Source organism: Sphingomonas sp. AP4-R1 (genome assembly GCF_013113735.1).
Lineage (GTDB): Bacteria > Pseudomonadota > Alphaproteobacteria > Sphingomonadales > Sphingomonadaceae > Sphingomonas_I.
Genome location: NZ_CP053346.1, coordinates 4,447,923 through 4,463,396 on the forward strand (window position 1 = coordinate 4,447,923; position 15,474 = coordinate 4,463,396).

Here is a 15,474-nt window from a genome sequence, read left to right on the forward strand (position 1 = left end):
GATCAGAGGGCGGGCGGCCATCGCCGCTCCCAAGACGGACCAGCCTCCCAAGTCAAGCGACGGCCGCCATCGGGAGCGTCCTCAATCGACAAAATGAGTGCATCGGGCCACCGGCCGGGGCCGAGCCGCTCGGCCCATTCGATCACGAGCGCCGTATCGATCAGCGCATCGTCCAGCCCCAGTTCCTCTGCCTCGCCCGCATCCTCGATCCGGTAGAGATCGACATGCCACACGGGCAGGCGCAGGCCCTCATCATAGGCGATCACGATCGGGAAGCTGGGACTCGGCGCATCCTCCTCCAGCCCCAGCGCCGCGAGCAGCCCGCGCGCCAGCGTCGTCTTGCCCGCGCCCAGCGGCCCATCCAGCGTCACGACATCGCCCACGCGCAGCCGCTCCGCGATCGCCGCACCGACCGCCGCCGTCCGCTCCGGTCCTTCCAGCGCCAGCGCGCCGCGCGCCGTCTTCCCGCGTGTCGTCACGCCGCCACGGCCTGCACGCCCAGCGGCAGCAGCACATAGACGCTCGTGCCCCGGCCGATCTCGCTCTCGATCCGAATCGTGCCGCCATGCGCCTCGACCAGCTGGCGCGAAAGCGGTAGGCCCACGCCGCCGCCCCGCCGCCCGGCCGTGTCGCCATCACCCGTGCTCTCGCGGCTGAGCCGGTCGAAGATCCGCTCCACCTTGTGATCGGGAATGCCGCGCCCATTGTCCGACACCACGATCTCGGCCGACCGGCCGACGATCCGGCTGCGGACGAGAATGCGCCCGCCGGCCGACGTATAGGCCACCGCATTGCGCAGCAGATGATCCATCACCTGCCGCAGCCGCCGCCGGTCGCCCTGCACGGTCTGGTCGCCCGAGGTGACGTCGATCGCCACCGTCAGCCCCGCCGCATTGGCGGGCTCGGCGATGAAGCGCGCGGCCTCGCGCACCAGCTCGCCCACATTCACCGCCTCCGCCTCCAGCGGCAGCGATCCCGCTTCGCTCTGCGAGAGATCCAGCGCGTCGCCCATCAGCGTGGACAGGCGCGTCACGGCCGAGAGGATCGCATCCACATATTCGCGCGCGGATGGCGGCAGCTCGCCCGCATAGCCCGCCGCCAGCATCTCGGCGAAACCGGCGATCGAGGTGAGCGGCACGCGCAGCTCGTAGCTCATGCTGGACACGAACGCGTTCTTCAGGCTGTTCGCCTGCTCCAGCGCGTCGTTGCGCTCGCGCAGGGCTTCCTCGATCCCGCGACTGGCCGTGATGTCGAGCAGGGTGAACAGCGCATTGCCATCCGGCAGCGGCACCGCCGCGAATTCGAAATGGCGCCCATCGTTGAGCGCGATCCGGCCCGAGCGCTGCTGCCGGTCGATCGTGGCGGTGCGGACCAGTTCGCGCACCATCCCCGCGCGGCTGGGATCCTGCAGGCGCGGCGCCAGCGCCTGCACCAGCATGTCCACGCGCGGATGCTGGACGAGCGCGCCCTCCTCCATGCCCCAGATGTCGCGGAAGCGATTGTTCCACAGGTGCAGGCGCCCGTCGGCGGCGAACACGCCGATCGCCTCGAACAGATTCTCGAACGTCGCCGCGCGCACGCGCAGCAAGGTGTCGCGCGCGCTGGCCAGCTGGAGATGCTCGGTCCGGTCCTCGAAGATCAGCAGCAGGCCGCCGTCCGGCAGCGGCTGGCCGACCACGCGCAGATGCGTGCCGCCCGGCAGCTGCCAATTCTCCTCCACCGGCTCGTGCGCGAGAAACCAGCCGCGCCGCTCGCTGCGCCAGCTGGGGAAATCGCGAATTTCGGGCGCACGCTGCGCCTCGCGCATCCGCTCCAGCACGCGATCGAATTCGGGCCGGTCGGAGAGCCAGTCCGGATCGAGATCGAACAGGCGCATGAAATAGCGATTGTAGAAGACCAGCCCCTGATCGGGGCCGAACTGCGCCACGCCGGCCGAAAGCCGATCGAGCATGTCGCGCTGGGCGCGCACGAAGCGGCCGAGATCGGCGCGCGCATCCTCCAGCTCCTGCACGTCCATGGCGAAGCCCGCCACGCCGATCTCGCCCACCGGCACGTCGACCACGCGCATCACGCGCCGCTCGCCAGTGATGATCGCGGGCGCGGTGCGGGTGGAGATCACGCCCCGTGCCAGCGTGGTCCGCGCCACCTGCTGCGCGGTGCCCTCATTGCCCGTCTCGATCAGCTCCATGCCGCGCCGGACGACTTCGGCGGCACTCTCCGCCTCCACCGCGCGCACGAACGCGCTGTTGACCAGCGCCAGCTGCAGGTCCGGCCCGCGATACCACATCGGGAAAGGCGCGGCCTCGATCAGCGTCGAAAGCCCGTCCAGCGCCGCGCTCAGGCGGCGCGTCTCGGCCGAGAGCCGGTCGATCTGCTCGCTGCTCGCGCTCACGTCGGTCAGCCACGCCAGCACGGCGCGATCCGAAACGCCCGCCGCCGCATAAGGGCCGCCCGAAAAGCAGACGACGCGCCGCGTGCCCGGCAGGCGCACATATTCGGCGAAGCGCTTGCCCGTCTCCAGCGAGGCGATCAACGTCGCCTCCAGCTGCGCGATCCGGTCCCGGTCGAAGCCTCCGTCGAGCAGATCGTTGAAATCGCGGGGCGGCACGTCCAGCCCCAGCCAGGCGGCCGCGCGCGACGATGTCTCGATGCGGCCGTCGGCGTGGATCAGCATCGGCACGGCCGGCGCGGCTTCCAGCAGCCCGGCCACGGCGCGGGCATCCGCCTCCACGCGGCGGGCGCGCAGCGATCGGGTGAGGCCCAGATAGGTGGCGACAGCGGCGAGGCAGAGCCACGCGGCCCCCGCCAAAGACATCAAAGCGGCCGTCGACGGCGGCGTCATCACGACGATCGCCCCTCCGGCCGCTGTGTGAACCCACCCTGCATAGGATGAGCCTTATAACCGGACACAGGCTTAACCCAAGCCCGTGTCCGGCAAGTTTCGTCAGTAGCGATAATGGTCGGGCTTGAACGGGCCCTCGGTGGTGACACCGATATACGCGGCCTGCTTTTCGGTCAGCTTGGTGAGCTTCACGCCCAGCTTGTCGAGGTGCAGCGCGGCGACCTTCTCGTCGAGATGCTTCGGCAGCACGAACACCTCGTTCGCATATTCACCCGGCTTGGTGAACAACTCGATCTGCGCCAGCACCTGGTTGGTGAAAGACGACGACATCACGAACGACGGGTGGCCGGTGGCGCAGCCCAGGTTCACCAGGCGGCCCTTGGCCAGCACGATGATCTGGTTGCCGTCCGGGAACTTCACGATGTCCGTGCCCGGCTTCACTTCGGTCCACTCATAGTTGCTGAGCGCCGAGATCTGGATCTCGCTGTCGAAGTGGCCGATGTTGCAGACGATCGAGTTCGGCTTCATCGCCTTCATGTGATCGGCGGTGATCACGTCGGCATTGCCGGTCGCGGTGCAGAAGATGTCGGCGCGGGTCACCGCTTCCTCCATCGTCACCACCTCGAAGCCTTCCATCGCGGCCTGCAGCGCGCAGATCGGATCGATCTCGGTCACCATCACGCGCGCGCCGCCGTTGCGGAGCGACTGGGCCGAGCCCTTGCCCACGTCACCGAAGCCCGCGACGCAGGCGACCTTGCCGGCCAGCATCACGTCGGTGGCGCGGCGGATCGCGTCGACCAGCGATTCCTTGCAGCCATAAAGGTTGTCGAACTTCGACTTGGTCACGCTGTCGTTCACGTTGATCGCCGGGAAGGGCAGCTCGCCCTTCTTCGCGATCTCGTACAGGCGGTGAACGCCCGTGGTCGTCTCTTCCGAAACGCCGCGCAGGTTCTTGACCGTCTCGGTCAGGTAGCCCGGCTTGCGTGCGATGAATTCCTTGAGCGCGCGCTGGAACTCGACTTCCTCGTCATTCTCCGGCTCTCCGAAGGTCTGGCCGGCTTCCAGCTTAGCGCCCCACAGAGCGAACATCGTGGCGTCGCCGCCATCGTCGAGGATGATGTTCGCGGTCGTGTCGCCCCAATCGAAGATCGAGCCGACATAGTCCCAATATTCGGCGAGCGTCTCGCCCTTCACGGCGAAGACCGGAATGTTGCGCGCGGCGATCGCGGCGGCGGCATGGTCCTGCGTCGAATAGATGTTGCAGGTCGCCCAGCGGACCTCGGCGCCGAGCGCGACGAGCGTCTCGATCAGCACGGCCGTCTGGATCGTCATGTGGAGCGAACCGGTGATGCGCGCGCCCTTCAGCGGCTGCGACGCGCCGAATTCCTCGCGCAGCGCCATCAGGCCCGGCATTTCCGTCTCGGCGATCGCGATCTCCATGCGGCCGAAATCGGCGAGCGAGATGTCGTGGACGAGATAATCGTTGAAGGGGATTGCGGTGGCGGTGGCCACGATAGGTCTCCTCGGCTCGGGGCCTGATGCGCGGCCCGAGGGTCGGGCCGCCTGGCGCCGCCCTAGCCGTCCCGAGGAATCGAATCAAATATAAAGATGTCTTTATATGTGCCCCGCCTTCACCCTGTCACTCGTCGGACGGAGGGCCGCCGGGGCCGGCGGGCGCGGCGGGCACCACCATCGCGATCTCGGTCCGCGCGACGCCGCAGGCGCCTTCCGGCAGCGCGGTGGCGATGCCTTCGCGATGGGCCAGCAGGACGAGCCCCTCTTCCGATCCGGCCATCATAGCCGCTTCGCGTTGCAGCGCCGCGACGGTGGCGCACATCTCGGCCTTGCCCTGGCGCGAGCCATAGGCATTGGCCAGGCCGGTCGCGAACGCATCATAATGGCGCTGCCCTTCCACGGGCCCGTCCGCCTTCAGGAAATGCACCTTCAGGCGCTCGTTCATCGTCTGGATCGTCGCCTTGTTGGCGCGCAGGAAGCCATTATAATCGCCGGTGATATCGATGTGCATCACCTGGCAGCGCAACGTCGCCACCATCAGCATCGACTGGAAATCGCGGATCGTGCCGGCGGACACTTCCTGCTCGTTCCAGCAGGCGGCCTGCGCCGGGATGCTCGTCATCACGAGCGCAAGCGCCGCCGGAACGGCGTGGAAATAGGTACGCATACGAAGCCCCCGAAGCCCTTCCGCGCCGTTGGAATGGCGGCGCGGCACGGGGGATTAGACCATCAATTGGTAATCAAATTCCCAACGAAATGAACGGCCTGCCGCAGATTTGGACCGGCGGCGAAACAGTTGGTCAGGCGTGGCCGGCGGTGGAGGCGAGCAGGCGCACGTCGATTCCGGCGGTGGCGAAGCCGCGCGGCCAGCGGTCGCTCGCCGGCACCTGGAACAGCAGATCGGGATCGAGCGCCGTGTGGAACCAGCCGTGGCGGGTCAGTTCACCATCCAGTTGCCCGTCGGCCCAGCCGGCATAGCCCAGCGCCACCAGCCACCGCTCCGGCCCCTCGCCCGCCGCGATCGCGCGCAGCACGTCCAGCGTACTCGTCAGTCCGAGCGCCGCGTTGACGATCACCGTATCCTCGCCCGCCCAGTCGTTCGAATGAAGGACGAAGCCGCGCTGGGGATCCACCGGGCCGCCGAGATGGATCGGCGCGTCCGGCGCCACGCCGGGCTCGATATCCAGCTGTCCCAGCAACTGGTGCAGCGAGAGCCGGGGCACGATCTGGCCCACGCCGATGCCCAGCGCGCCTTCCGGGCTATGCACGCACAGCGCGATCACCGCATGCGAAAAGCGGGGATCGCCAATACCCGGCATCGCCAGCAGAAGCTGGCCGGCCAGCGAGGGGGTGTCGGGCTCCGAATGCGCCATAGGCCGATTACTATAGACAAGGCCGGCAAAGGTTCCACCCGCGGCCTTCCGCGCGCTGCGGCTGCCTGTTAGGACACATGGCCTTATCCATTTCCGCTTCTTTCGTGAGGATCAGAATGACCATTTCCGTCGGCGACACGCTTCCCTCGGTCACCTTCCTGACGATGACGGACGAAGGCCCCCGGCCGATCGAAAGCGACACCTATTTCGCCGGCCGCACCGTGGCGCTCTTCTCGCTGCCCGGCGCCTATACGCCGACCTGCTCGGCCAAGCACCTGCCCGGCTTCATCGAGAAGGCCGCCGAACTGAAGGCCAAGGGCGTGGACGAGATCGCCTGCACCGCCGTGAACGACGCCTTCGTGATGGGCGCGTGGGGCAAGGCGCAGGGCGCTGACGGCACCGTCACCATGCTGGCGGACGGCAATGCCGCCTTCGTCGAGGCGGTCGGCCTCACGACGGATCTCAGCAAGGGGGGCCTCGGCCTGCGCGGCCAGCGTTTCTCGATGCTCGTCAAGGACGGCACGGTCACCGCGCTGAACATCGAAGCGCCGGGCGACTTCAAGGTCAGCTCCGCCGAATATCTGCTCGGCCAGCTCTGAGGTAACCGACCCATGCCCACCTCGCGCAGCCTGAAGATCGTCGACGAACTGGACACGCTCTATCGCGCGTCCGTCGCCCGGCTGCGCGAGGCGCTGGCCCGTTATATCGAAACGGGCGAACGGCCCGATCCCGCCGCGCGCGCGGCGGGCGCCTTCGCCTATCCGCAGATCAAGCTGCATTATGACGGCGAGAATGTGCCGGGCCCGCTCGGCCGCGCGTATGGCCGGCTCAACACCGCCGGCGATTATGCGATCAGCGTCACCCAGCCCGCCATCTTCCGCGATTATCTGGCGACGCAGTTGGATCTGCTGATCGACGATTTCGGCGTGTGGGTGGATGTCGGCACCAGCGCGGACGAGATACCCTATCCTTACGTGCTCGATTCCAGCCTCGATCTGGCGGACGTGCGCGCGGTCGAGCTGGCGCGCATCTTCCCCTCGACCGAGCTGGAGCGGATCGGCGACGAGCTGGCCGACGGCACCTGGACGCATGGCGAGGACACGCCCCGCCCGCTCGCTCTGTTCGATGCGGCGCGCGTGGATTTCAGCCTCGCCCGGCTGCGCCACTATACGGGCACGCCGCCCGCCCACATCCAGAAGTATATCCTGTTCACCAACTATAACCGCTACGTGGACGAGTTCGTGGCGTGGGGCGCCAAGCAGCTTGAGGAAGGCGGCCGCTACACGATGCTGAGCGGCGCCGGCGGGCTCGAGATCCGCCCCGGCGATCCCGATCCCGAGACGGCGATCACCGACACCGCCTGGAAGAAGCACCAGATGCCCGCCTACCACCTCGTTGCCGAGGATGGCTCCGGCATCACGCTCGTCAATATCGGCGTCGGCCCGTCCAACGCGAAGACGATCACCGATCATCTCGCCGTGATGCGACCCGAGGCGTGGCTGATGATCGGCCATTGCGGCGGCCTGCGCCCCAGCCAGCGGATCGGCGACTATGTCCTCGCCCACGCCTATCTGCGCGACGATCATGTGCTGGACGACGTGCTGCCCCCCGAAATCCCGATCCCGGCCATCGCCGAGATCCAGCTGGCGCTCAGCCGCGGGGCCGAGAAGATTTCGGGCCAGAGCCGCGACGAGCTGAAGGCGCGGATGCGGACGGGCACGGTCGTCACCACCGACGATCGCAACTGGGAGCTGCGCTACACCTCCTCGGCGCTGCGCTTCAGCCAGAGCCGCGCCGTCGCGATCGACATGGAGAGCGCCACGCTCGCCGCGCAGGGCTTCCGCTTCCGCGTGCCCTACGGCACCCTGCTGTGCGTTTCGGACAAGCCGATCCACGGCGAGATCAAGCTGCCCGGCCAGGCCAACCGCTTCTACGAGCGCGCCATCGCCGAGCATCTCCAGATCGGCATCGCCGCGATCGACGAACTGCGGCTGGCGGGCGAGCAACTCCACAGCCGCAAGCTGCGCGCCTTCAACGAGCCGCCTTTCCGCTGATCTGCCACAGACCCCGTTCGTGCTGGGCCTGTCGAAGCACCGTCCTTCTTTCTGCCGATACCGGCTGAAGCAAGAACGGCACTTCGACAGGCTCGGTGCAAACGGACGCAAAAGGGGCGCGAAAACGCCACCTCCTAATCCGCCAGATTGACCCGGTTCCGCCCCTCGCTCTTGGCGCGATACAGCGCCCGATCCGCCCGCTCCAGCGCCTCGCGCAGCGAGCGGTGATCGGCATCCATCATCGCCACGCCGAAGCTGGCCGTGATCGCGGGCGGGCCGCTGGGATCGATGCTCGGCACCGCGAGCAGCCCGCGCACCCGGTCCATCCGCTGGCGCAGGCTCGGCCCGTCCACGCCGATCGCCAGGATCGCGAATTCCTCGCCACCGAGCCGCGCCAGCAGGTCGCCCGGCTCGGTGGCACCACGCAGCGTCTCGGCGAAGCGCGCGAGCGTGGCGTCGCCCACCGCATGGCCATGCTTGTCGTTGATGCCCTTGAAGCCGTCGATATCCGCGATCGCCACCGCCGCCACGCCGCCGCCCGACGCCCGCAGCCGATCGAGCAGATGATGCGCGCCCTCCTCGAAGCCGCGCCGGTTCCACACCCCCGTCAGCGCGTCGGTGCGCGCCAGCCGCTCCAGCGCCTGCGCGCGATCCTCGTTCAGACAGGCGAGGATCGTCAGCCCGCACAGCACCATCAGCGGCACCAGGGTCAGCGAGGAGAAGGACATCGTCGCCGCGCTCGGCACGCGCAGGATCACGAATGCGAACAGCAGGCACAAAGCGCCGAACGCGCCGTTGATGACGGCACCCAGCCACAGCGAGGGCGGCGCACGCCGGTGGCGCGGGCCGACCGCGATCGCCGCCAGCAGCGCACCGCCGGCGATGATCACCAGCCCCATCGCCGATCGCTCGGAAAGGTCGTCCAGCCCCAGATCCTGCAGCACGCTCACGCCGATGGTGGTGCCCACCCAGATGGCGAGCAGCACCCCGCCCCGGTCCGTCCGCTGCGCGCGCTGCCGCAGCCCCCGCGCGCCCAGCAGAGCGGCGGCGAACCAGCACAGCACCAGCGCCGTGCCCGGAAAGACGAATCGGGTCGCCAGCGCGCTCTCGATCGCGGTGACCAGCCAGCCGCCGCCCGAAACGACGAACGCGCACAGCCAGCTGCCGGCATGATCCGGCCGGCCCATGCGGCGCCACTGCTCGTAGACCGCGCCCGCGAACAACGCGCAGACGAGCAACGGCACGACAATGACGGCGGCAGCAGGCATCACCCGGTAGAGGTCCTCGCCTTAGCGACGCGCCGGATGCGCGACGTTCACGGTCGCCTTGTCAGCGACACACAAATTTTCGCTTAAGGACCGCACCGCCACTCCCCTTTTACAGCACACGCGACGGGCCCAGGTTCGCGCGTCACATCAGGGGTTTACGTTTCGTTTGCCGACTCCGCCACAAGAAACAGGGTTAACGTCTCACCCAGCTCCGGACGCAGCACGGCCGTCATATGATTGCCCGGAATCGCGATGAAGCGCGCGTCCGGAAGAGCCCCCGCCAATTCCTCGCCGGAGCCGTTGTCGTGATCGTCCTCGCCGTCCAGCACCAGCATCGGCAAAGTCACGGTCGCCAGTTCATCCAGCGTGGTATCGACGAAACTGTCGAGCAGCGGGATCATCGCCTTGGGATCACCGCCCGTCGTCTTCAGGAAGGCCTCCGAAAACCATTCGGGCGTGCCGCGAGCATTGTTCCCGAAGTTGTCGAGCACCTTGCGGAAGAAGGTGCCGCGGCCGCCCGTGTGGAGAATCCCGTCCAGCCCCATCCCGCACAGCACGGATCGACGCGGCCGCGCGCCGCGCACCAGCATCCGCAGCGTCGTGCGCCCGCCCAGCGAATAGCCGCACAGATCATAGCCGCCGTCGCTCAGGCCGAGATGCCGGAGCAACGACTCGCCATCGTCCGCCAGCACGTCGGGCGGATAGGCGGCGGGATCGTGCGGCGCGCCGCTGCGGCCATGTCCGCGCAGATCGGGCAGGATCACGCGATACCCCGCCTCCGCCACACGCGCGGCATGTCCATAACGGATCCAGTTGGTCCACGCGTTCGAGAACAGACCGTGGATCAGGATCACGGGCCGCGCGGCCGGGTCGCCCATCTCGTAATAAGCGAGGCGCGTGCCGTCGGCGGCGTCTAAGAAAAGGGGGTCGAGGTCAGTCTGGGAGCTTGCCAACGGTCTTCATCCATCTGTCCGTAGTGCTGGGATTGTCTTCCGATCGGATGCCGGGAAGATGCGAGGCGTCCAGCCAGTTGGGCAGGATGCTCTCGGCGCCGAAATTGTGCCGGGGAACGAAGCGCGCGGGATCGTCGAACGATCCCAGCGTCAGGTCGATATTCGTCGCCCGCTCCAGAAAGGCGAAGCCGAGCGGCGTTCCGCAGGCGGAGCAGAAGGGCCGCCGCGCGATCGGCGAGGATTCATACCAGTCCGGCTCCCGCTCCCAGCGTACCTTGTCCTGGGCCACGTTGACGAAGGCGATCGAGGCGCCGCCGGTCGCGCGGCGGCACATCCCGCAATGGCAGAGATAGGCGTCGTCGCTCTCGATCTCGGCCACGAAGCGCACGCGCCCACATTGGCAGCCGCCGGTCATGCTCGTCATTTCGCCGCCCTAGCCCATCTGTTCGACGGCGAAAACCGGAAGAGCCCCGACGCCGCGGTTGACAGGACAGTATTACTGACGGATTTCCGCGCCATCGGACGCGAGAAGCCCGGCCAAGGCGAGGATGCCCTCGAAACGGCGGGGGTCGATGTCCTTCGGCTCCCAGCCTGTCAGCCACCAGGAGCAAGTCTTGGATCTCGAACTTCGTGGACGATCCGTCCTCGTCAGCGGCGGATCGCGCGGCATCGGCCGCGCCATCGTGGAAACCTTTCTGGCCGAAGGCGCACGCGTCGCCTTCTGCGCGCGCGATGCCGCCGGCGTCGCCCGCGCCAATGAAGAGCTGGGCGCCGATGCCTTCGGCACCGCGCTCGACGTCACCGATCCGGCGGCGATGGAAAGCTGGGTCGCGCAGTCGGCCGATCGGCTGGGCGGCCTCGACATCGTCGTGCCGAACGTGAGCGCGCTGGCGGGCGGCAGCGATCTGGAAACGTGGCGCGCGGCGGTGGAAACCGACCTGCTCGGCACCGTCTCGATGACGAGCGCCGCCCTGCCCGCGCTCCGCAAGTCCGATGCGGCCTCGATCGTGCTGATCTCCAGCGTCTCGGGCCGCGAGAATGATATCTTCGCCGAGCCTTATGGAGCGATCAAGGCGGCGCTGATCCATTATGGCAAGACGCTGTCCGCGCGCCACGCGGCCGAAGGTATCCGCGTCAACACGGTATCGCCCGGCAACGTCTATTTTCCGGACGGCGTGTGGGGCAAGATCGAGCGCGAGACGCCCGATCTGTTCGCCGAGTGCCTGGGCCAGAATCCGCTCGGCCGCATGGCCCGCCCGGACGAAGTGGCGAAGGCGGTCGTCTTCCTCGCCAGCCCCGCCGCCAGCTTCACCACCGGCACCAACCTGCTGGTCGACGGCGGCCTGACGCGCGGCGTGCAGTTCTAAATCCTCTCTTCCTCCCTGTGCGCAGCATGGGGAGGGGGACCACGCAAAGCGTGGTGGAGGGGAAATGCGGAACACCGAACGAGTATCCTCCAGGCTCGGAGATACCCCTCCACCATCCTGCGGATGGTCCCCCTCCCCATCTGCGATGGGGAGGAACAGGACGAGTGCTTACGCCTCCAGCTGACGGATCAGCAGGCGCACGTCGGCGTCCAGCTCGGCATCGGCGGCACGAAGCTCCTCGATGCGGCGGACGGCGTGGATCACGGTCGTATGGTCGCGTCCGCCGAAACGGCGGCCGATCTCGGGCAGCGAGCGCTGGGTCAGTTGCTTGGCCAGATACATCGCGATCTGGCGCGGGCGGGCGACTTCACGCGCGCGGCGGGCCGAGCCCATCTCCGACTGGCGGATACGATAATGGTCGCACACGCGGCGCTGGATTTCATCGATCGTCACGCGACGCTGGCTGGCGCGCAGCTGGTCGGCCAGCGCCTCCTGCGTGAATTCCAGGTCGATCGGGCGCTTGGAAAGGTGCGCGAAGGCCAGCACGCGGGTCAGCGCGCCTTCCAGCTCGCGGATCGACGACGACAGACGCTTGGCGAGGAACATCACCACGTCGTTCGGCACGGAGACGGCGGGCTGCTGCTCCAGCTTCTTCAGGATGATGTTGTAGCGCAGCTCGAAATCGGCGGCGTTCACGTCCGCCACGAGGCCCCACGACAGGCGCGAGAGGATCCGGCTCTCAATCCCTTCCAGATCCTGCGGGCTGCGATCCGCGCTGATCACCAGTCGGCGCCCGGCCGAGATCAGCTCGTTCATCGTGTGGAAGAATTCCTCCTGCGTGGAATCCTTGCCGGCGATGAACTGCACGTCGTCGATCAGCAGCAGATCGGCCGCGCGCAGGCGCGCCTTGAAGCTGTGCGTGTCCTTGGCGCGCATCGCCGCCACGAACTCGTACATGAACTTCTCGGAGGTCATGTAGATCACCTTCGCGCCCGGATGGCGCAGGCGATATTCGTGGCCCATGGCGTGCATGAGATGCGTCTTGCCGAGACCGACGCCGCCGTGGAGGAACAGCGGGTTGAAGCCCAGCCGGCCGCCCTCGGCCAGCGTCTTGGCGGCATTGTAGGCCAGCTCGTTCGCCTTGCCGACGACGAAGCTGTCGAACGTGAAACGATCTTCCAGCTGGCTGCCGCGCTCCGGCTCGATCACCACGACGGGAGCGACTTCGGCCTCCACCACGGGCGTCTCGAAGCTGAAGGTCGATCGCGCGGGCGCGTCCGCGCGCGCCTCGACGAGGATCTCGCCGCAGCCGGGCAGCGCCACGCGCCACGCGGCGGCCAGCTGATCGGCGAAGTGATTCTGCACCCAATCCGCCAGAAAGGCGGACGGCGCGACGAGGCGCACGTCGCCCGATTCGGAATCCACGCCCGCCAGCTCCAGCGAGCGCAGCCAGCCGTCGAACGAACGCTGGCCGCAGCTCTTGCGAAGCGTGTCGCGCACGGCCGTCCAGGCCGACTCCGCCGTCGGAGGAGTCGTCGCCGTCTCTACGTGAAACTGCCTGGCAGACACTGCATCGCGCACGCGCAAAACTCTCCCGTTCGCTCGGACGACCTCGTCGAGCGTTGGTTGGCAAACTGAGCAAAGCCCCCACGCAGCGGCCCCCGCGCGCGTCGGCAATCGCAATCCCGTGAACGCCGGATCGGAGAATCACCGGACCGGCAAAGCCAACCTAGGGACCTCGGGACCGGGCAATCAAGCGGTCAAATCGTCATGCTTTTGAAATATACCCGCTTGACACCGAGTCCTGCGGATATTTGCCATAACTTTTCTCAAGTCATTGAGAAATTTATGTATTCTTTGTTACGCTTCGGAGAATCATTTGTTTTCCGAGGGATGGAACCCATCCTGCATAAACAGCAAAAAGCCCGCCGATCTAAGCGACCGGCGGGCCCTGATTTTGCGCCCGAAACGGGGCTAACGGTTACGCCAGTGCGGCGACCGCCTTCGTCAGGCGCGCGAACTTGCGCGAGACGGTGTTCTTGTGGAGCACGCCCTTCGACACGCCACGCGCCATCTCCGGCTGGGCGGCGGCGAGCGCCGCAGAGGCGGCCGCCTTGTCGCCAGCGCCGATCGCCGACTCGACCTTCTTCACGAAAGTACGGATGCGGCTGACGCGCGCACCGTTGATTTCCGCGCGGCGATCGTTGCGACGGATGCGCTTCTTGGCTTGCGGCGTGTTCGCCATCTGATCGAAACCCTTGGCTTGAAATTGGAAGAGCGACGCCGGGCGGACCCGCGTCGTGAAGCGCGCCCACTACAGAAGGTGACCTATCTCGTCAACCGACCATATGCGGCCGCAGGCCAATCTCCCCTCTCCTCTGCGTCTCCGCGTCTCTGCGTGAAAAATTGGTTCACGCAGAGACGCGGAGACGCAGAGAGAAAGGCCATTGCGCTGCGCGCGATCCTGGAAGCGATGCTATTTCTGGCACCTCGGGCACCAGAACGTTGATCGCCCGCCATCCACCTGCCGGGCGACAAGCCCGCCGCATTCGCACGGCTCGCCCTCGCGCCCGTAGACGAGGAACTGCTTGGAGAAATAGCCGAGCTGCCCGTCCGGCCGCGCATAGTCGCGCAGCGACGATCCCCCCGCCTCGATCGCCGCCTCCAATACCTCGTGGATCGCCACCACCAGCTTCCTCAGCTTCGCCAGCGAGATCGATCCGCCCGGTGCGCGCGGGTTTATCCGCGCCATATACAGCGCCTCGCACACATAGATGTTGCCCAGCCCCGCCACGATCCGCTGATCCAGCAGCAGCAATTTGATCGGCGCGATCCGCCCGGCCAGGCGCTCCGCCAGGAACGCCGCCGTCAGCGTCTCGCCCAGCGGCTCCGGCCCCAGCGCCGCAAAGGCCGGAAACGCCGCCACCTCGTCCGTCCGCACCAGATCGAGCGAGCCGAAGCGGCGCGGATCGCACAGCGACAGGCGCCGCCCCTCCTCCGTCTCCAGCAGCAGATGATCGTGCTTGCCGAGGTCTTCGGGATCGACCCGCCACCGCCCGGACATGCCGAGGTGGAAGATCATCGTGTCGCCGCGATCCGTCTCGATCAGCCCATATTTGGCGCGCCGGCCCAGCCCCGTCACCACGGCGCCCGTGAGTCGCTGGCGCAGATCGGGCGGGATCACGCGGCGCAGGTCCGCGCGGCGCGGCTCGACGGTGATCAGGCGCTGGCCCTCCAGCACGGGGCGCAGGCCGCGCACGGTGGTTTCGACCTCGGGAAGCTCGGGCATGCACGGCCGCTAGCCCATTCCCGCTGCCGCCGCTATGGCGCCCCACATGAGCGAAACCGTGTCGTTCGGCTATGCCGAGGTCAGCCCCGAAGAGAAAACCCAGAAGGTCGGCGAGGTGTTCGCGCGCGTCGCCCGCCGCTACGACATCATGAACGATGCGATGTCGGCCGGGATGCATCGCCTGTGGAAGGATCGCTTCGTGTCGCGCGTGAAGCCGCGCGAGGGCGAGACGATCCTCGATATGGCGGGCGGCACGGGCGACATCGCCTTCCGCATGGCCCGCCACGGCGCCGCCGTCACCGTGTCGGACATCAACCCGGCGATGCTGGATGTCGGCCGCCAGCGCGCCGAGAAGAAGCGGATCGAGGGCCTCACCTTCATCGAGCAGAATGCCGAGACGCTCACCTTTTCTGACAAGGCGTTCGACGCCTACACGATCGCCTTCGGCATCCGGAACGTCACGGACATTCCGGCGGCGCTGCGCGAGGCGCATCGCGTGCTGAAGCGCGGCGGCCGCTTCTTCTGCCTCGAATTCTCGACCACGCTCTGGCCCGGCTTCGCGGACATTTACGACGTCTATTCGCACAAGATCGTGCCCAAGCTGGGCAAGATGATCGCGGATGACGAGGAGAGCTATCGCTACCTGATCGAGTCGATCCGCCGCTTCCCCACGATGGACCGCTTCAAGGCGATGATCGGCGAGGCCGGCTTCGTCCAGACCAAGGCCGAACCCATCCTCGGCGGCCTCGTCGCGATCCACTCGGGCTGGAAGATATGACCATGCCGATCCCCGTTGTGGGGAGCCGTAGAGGG

At 67.4% G+C, this 15,474-nt stretch carries 15 protein-coding genes; 4 read left to right on the forward strand and 11 right to left on the reverse strand.

The features are described 5' to 3' along the window. Positions 1-2: 2 nt before the first annotated feature. From tsaE to HL653_RS20300, 5 genes are all read right to left on the reverse strand, one after another. Positions 3-479 carry a tRNA (adenosine(37)-N6)-threonylcarbamoyltransferase complex ATPase subunit type 1 TsaE gene (tsaE, locus tag HL653_RS20280; RefSeq protein ID WP_253717201.1) on the reverse strand — a complete coding sequence of 159 codons (477 nt, stop codon included), beginning with the start codon at positions 477-479 and terminating at the stop codon, positions 3-5. Continuing rightward, positions 476-2,842 (reverse strand): PAS domain-containing sensor histidine kinase, encoded by a 2,367-nt coding sequence (locus HL653_RS20285; RefSeq protein WP_171746107.1) that lies wholly within the window; start codon positions 2,840-2,842, stop codon positions 476-478. The genes tsaE and HL653_RS20285 overlap by 4 nt, the downstream gene beginning before the upstream one ends. Positions 2,843-2,944: 102 nt before the next feature. Next, positions 2,945-4,354, reverse strand: a complete 1,410-nt coding sequence (gene ahcY, locus HL653_RS20290; protein ID WP_171746108.1) for an adenosylhomocysteinase — start codon at positions 4,352-4,354, stop codon at positions 2,945-2,947. Between the two features lie 127 nt (positions 4,355-4,481). Next, entirely contained in the window at positions 4,482-5,024 is a 543-nt protein-coding gene (locus tag HL653_RS20295; RefSeq protein ID WP_171746109.1) for a hypothetical protein, read from the reverse strand. Positions 5,025-5,157: 133 nt separating this feature from the next. Next, on the reverse strand, positions 5,158-5,730 hold the full coding sequence (locus tag HL653_RS20300; protein WP_171746110.1) for a YqgE/AlgH family protein: 573 nt from the start codon (positions 5,728-5,730) through the stop codon (positions 5,158-5,160). A 116-nt stretch (positions 5,731-5,846) separates the two neighbouring features. Here HL653_RS20300 and HL653_RS20305 point away from each other — a divergent pair, with 116 nt between their 5' ends. Both HL653_RS20305 and HL653_RS20310 read left to right on the forward strand, forming a co-directional pair. After that, complete coding sequence (locus HL653_RS20305; protein ID WP_171746111.1) at positions 5,847-6,329, forward strand: peroxiredoxin; 483 nt, start codon at positions 5,847-5,849, stop codon at positions 6,327-6,329. A 12-nt stretch (positions 6,330-6,341) separates the two neighbouring features. Next, positions 6,342-7,784: an AMP nucleosidase gene (locus HL653_RS20310; RefSeq protein ID WP_171746112.1), complete on the forward strand. Its 1,443-nt coding sequence runs from the start codon at positions 6,342-6,344 to the stop codon at positions 7,782-7,784. A gap of 134 nt (positions 7,785-7,918) precedes the next feature. Here HL653_RS20310 and HL653_RS20315 read toward each other — a convergent pair whose 3' ends face one another. The 3 genes from HL653_RS20315 to HL653_RS20325 all read right to left on the reverse strand — a co-directional run bounded on the left by HL653_RS20315 (position 7,919) and on the right by HL653_RS20325 (position 10,429). Further along, positions 7,919-9,052, reverse strand: a complete 1,134-nt coding sequence (locus tag HL653_RS20315) for a diguanylate cyclase (protein ID WP_171746113.1) — start codon at positions 9,050-9,052, stop codon at positions 7,919-7,921. A 155-nt stretch (positions 9,053-9,207) separates the two neighbouring features. Continuing rightward, positions 9,208-10,005, reverse strand: a complete 798-nt coding sequence (locus tag HL653_RS20320) for an alpha/beta fold hydrolase (RefSeq protein ID WP_253717203.1) — start codon at positions 10,003-10,005, stop codon at positions 9,208-9,210. Continuing rightward, entirely contained in the window at positions 9,986-10,429 is a 444-nt protein-coding gene (locus HL653_RS20325; protein WP_171746114.1) for a GFA family protein, read from the reverse strand. Before HL653_RS20325 ends, HL653_RS20320 begins: the two co-directional genes overlap by 20 nt. Positions 10,430-10,619: 190 nt before the next feature. Between HL653_RS20325 and HL653_RS20330 the strand changes: the two genes are divergently transcribed. Then, positions 10,620-11,372: an SDR family NAD(P)-dependent oxidoreductase gene (locus HL653_RS20330; RefSeq protein ID WP_171746115.1), complete on the forward strand. Its 753-nt coding sequence runs from the start codon at positions 10,620-10,622 to the stop codon at positions 11,370-11,372. A gap of 168 nt (positions 11,373-11,540) precedes the next feature. Here HL653_RS20330 and dnaA read toward each other — a convergent pair whose 3' ends face one another. The 3 genes from dnaA to mutM form a co-directional block, all read right to left on the reverse strand. Beyond that, positions 11,541-12,941, reverse strand: a complete 1,401-nt coding sequence (gene dnaA / locus HL653_RS20335) for a chromosomal replication initiator protein DnaA (protein ID WP_171747156.1) — start codon at positions 12,939-12,941, stop codon at positions 11,541-11,543. A 412-nt stretch (positions 12,942-13,353) separates the two neighbouring features. Continuing rightward, a complete protein-coding gene (gene rpsT, locus HL653_RS20340) occupies positions 13,354-13,617 on the reverse strand; it encodes a 30S ribosomal protein S20 (RefSeq protein WP_171746116.1) in 264 nt (87 codons plus the stop codon). 231 nt (positions 13,618-13,848) lie between these two features. Next, positions 13,849-14,661, reverse strand: a complete 813-nt coding sequence (gene mutM / locus HL653_RS20345; protein ID WP_171746117.1) for a bifunctional DNA-formamidopyrimidine glycosylase/DNA-(apurinic or apyrimidinic site) lyase — start codon at positions 14,659-14,661, stop codon at positions 13,849-13,851. A 46-nt stretch (positions 14,662-14,707) separates the two neighbouring features. On the opposite strand from mutM, the gene ubiE reads away from it, so the two are divergent. Next, positions 14,708-15,439, forward strand: a complete 732-nt coding sequence (gene ubiE, locus HL653_RS20350) for a bifunctional demethylmenaquinone methyltransferase/2-methoxy-6-polyprenyl-1,4-benzoquinol methylase UbiE (RefSeq protein ID WP_171746118.1) — start codon at positions 14,708-14,710, stop codon at positions 15,437-15,439. Positions 15,440-15,474 lie beyond the last annotated feature (35 nt).

Coding starts and splice junctions, on each gene's coding strand:
- HL653_RS20315 (WP_171746113.1), bottom strand. CDS start 9,052: ATGCCTGCTGCCGCCGTCATTGTCGTGCCGTTGCTCGTCTGCGCGTTG.
- rpsT (WP_171746116.1), bottom strand. CDS start 13,617: ATGGCGAACACGCCGCAAGCCAAGAAGCGCATCCGTCGCAACGATCGC.
- HL653_RS20310 (WP_171746112.1), top strand. CDS start 6,342: ATGCCCACCTCGCGCAGCCTGAAGATCGTCGACGAACTGGACACGCTC.
- mutM (WP_171746117.1), bottom strand. CDS start 14,661: ATGCCCGAGCTTCCCGAGGTCGAAACCACCGTGCGCGGCCTGCGCCCC.
- HL653_RS20285 (WP_171746107.1), bottom strand. CDS start 2,842: ATGACGCCGCCGTCGACGGCCGCTTTGATGTCTTTGGCGGGGGCCGCG.
- HL653_RS20305 (WP_171746111.1), top strand. CDS start 5,847: ATGACCATTTCCGTCGGCGACACGCTTCCCTCGGTCACCTTCCTGACG.
- ubiE (WP_171746118.1), top strand. CDS start 14,708: ATGAGCGAAACCGTGTCGTTCGGCTATGCCGAGGTCAGCCCCGAAGAG.
- HL653_RS20295 (WP_171746109.1), bottom strand. CDS start 5,024: ATGCGTACCTATTTCCACGCCGTTCCGGCGGCGCTTGCGCTCGTGATG.
- HL653_RS20300 (WP_171746110.1), bottom strand. CDS start 5,730: ATGGCGCATTCGGAGCCCGACACCCCCTCGCTGGCCGGCCAGCTTCTG.
- HL653_RS20325 (WP_171746114.1), bottom strand. CDS start 10,429: ATGACGAGCATGACCGGCGGCTGCCAATGTGGGCGCGTGCGCTTCGTG.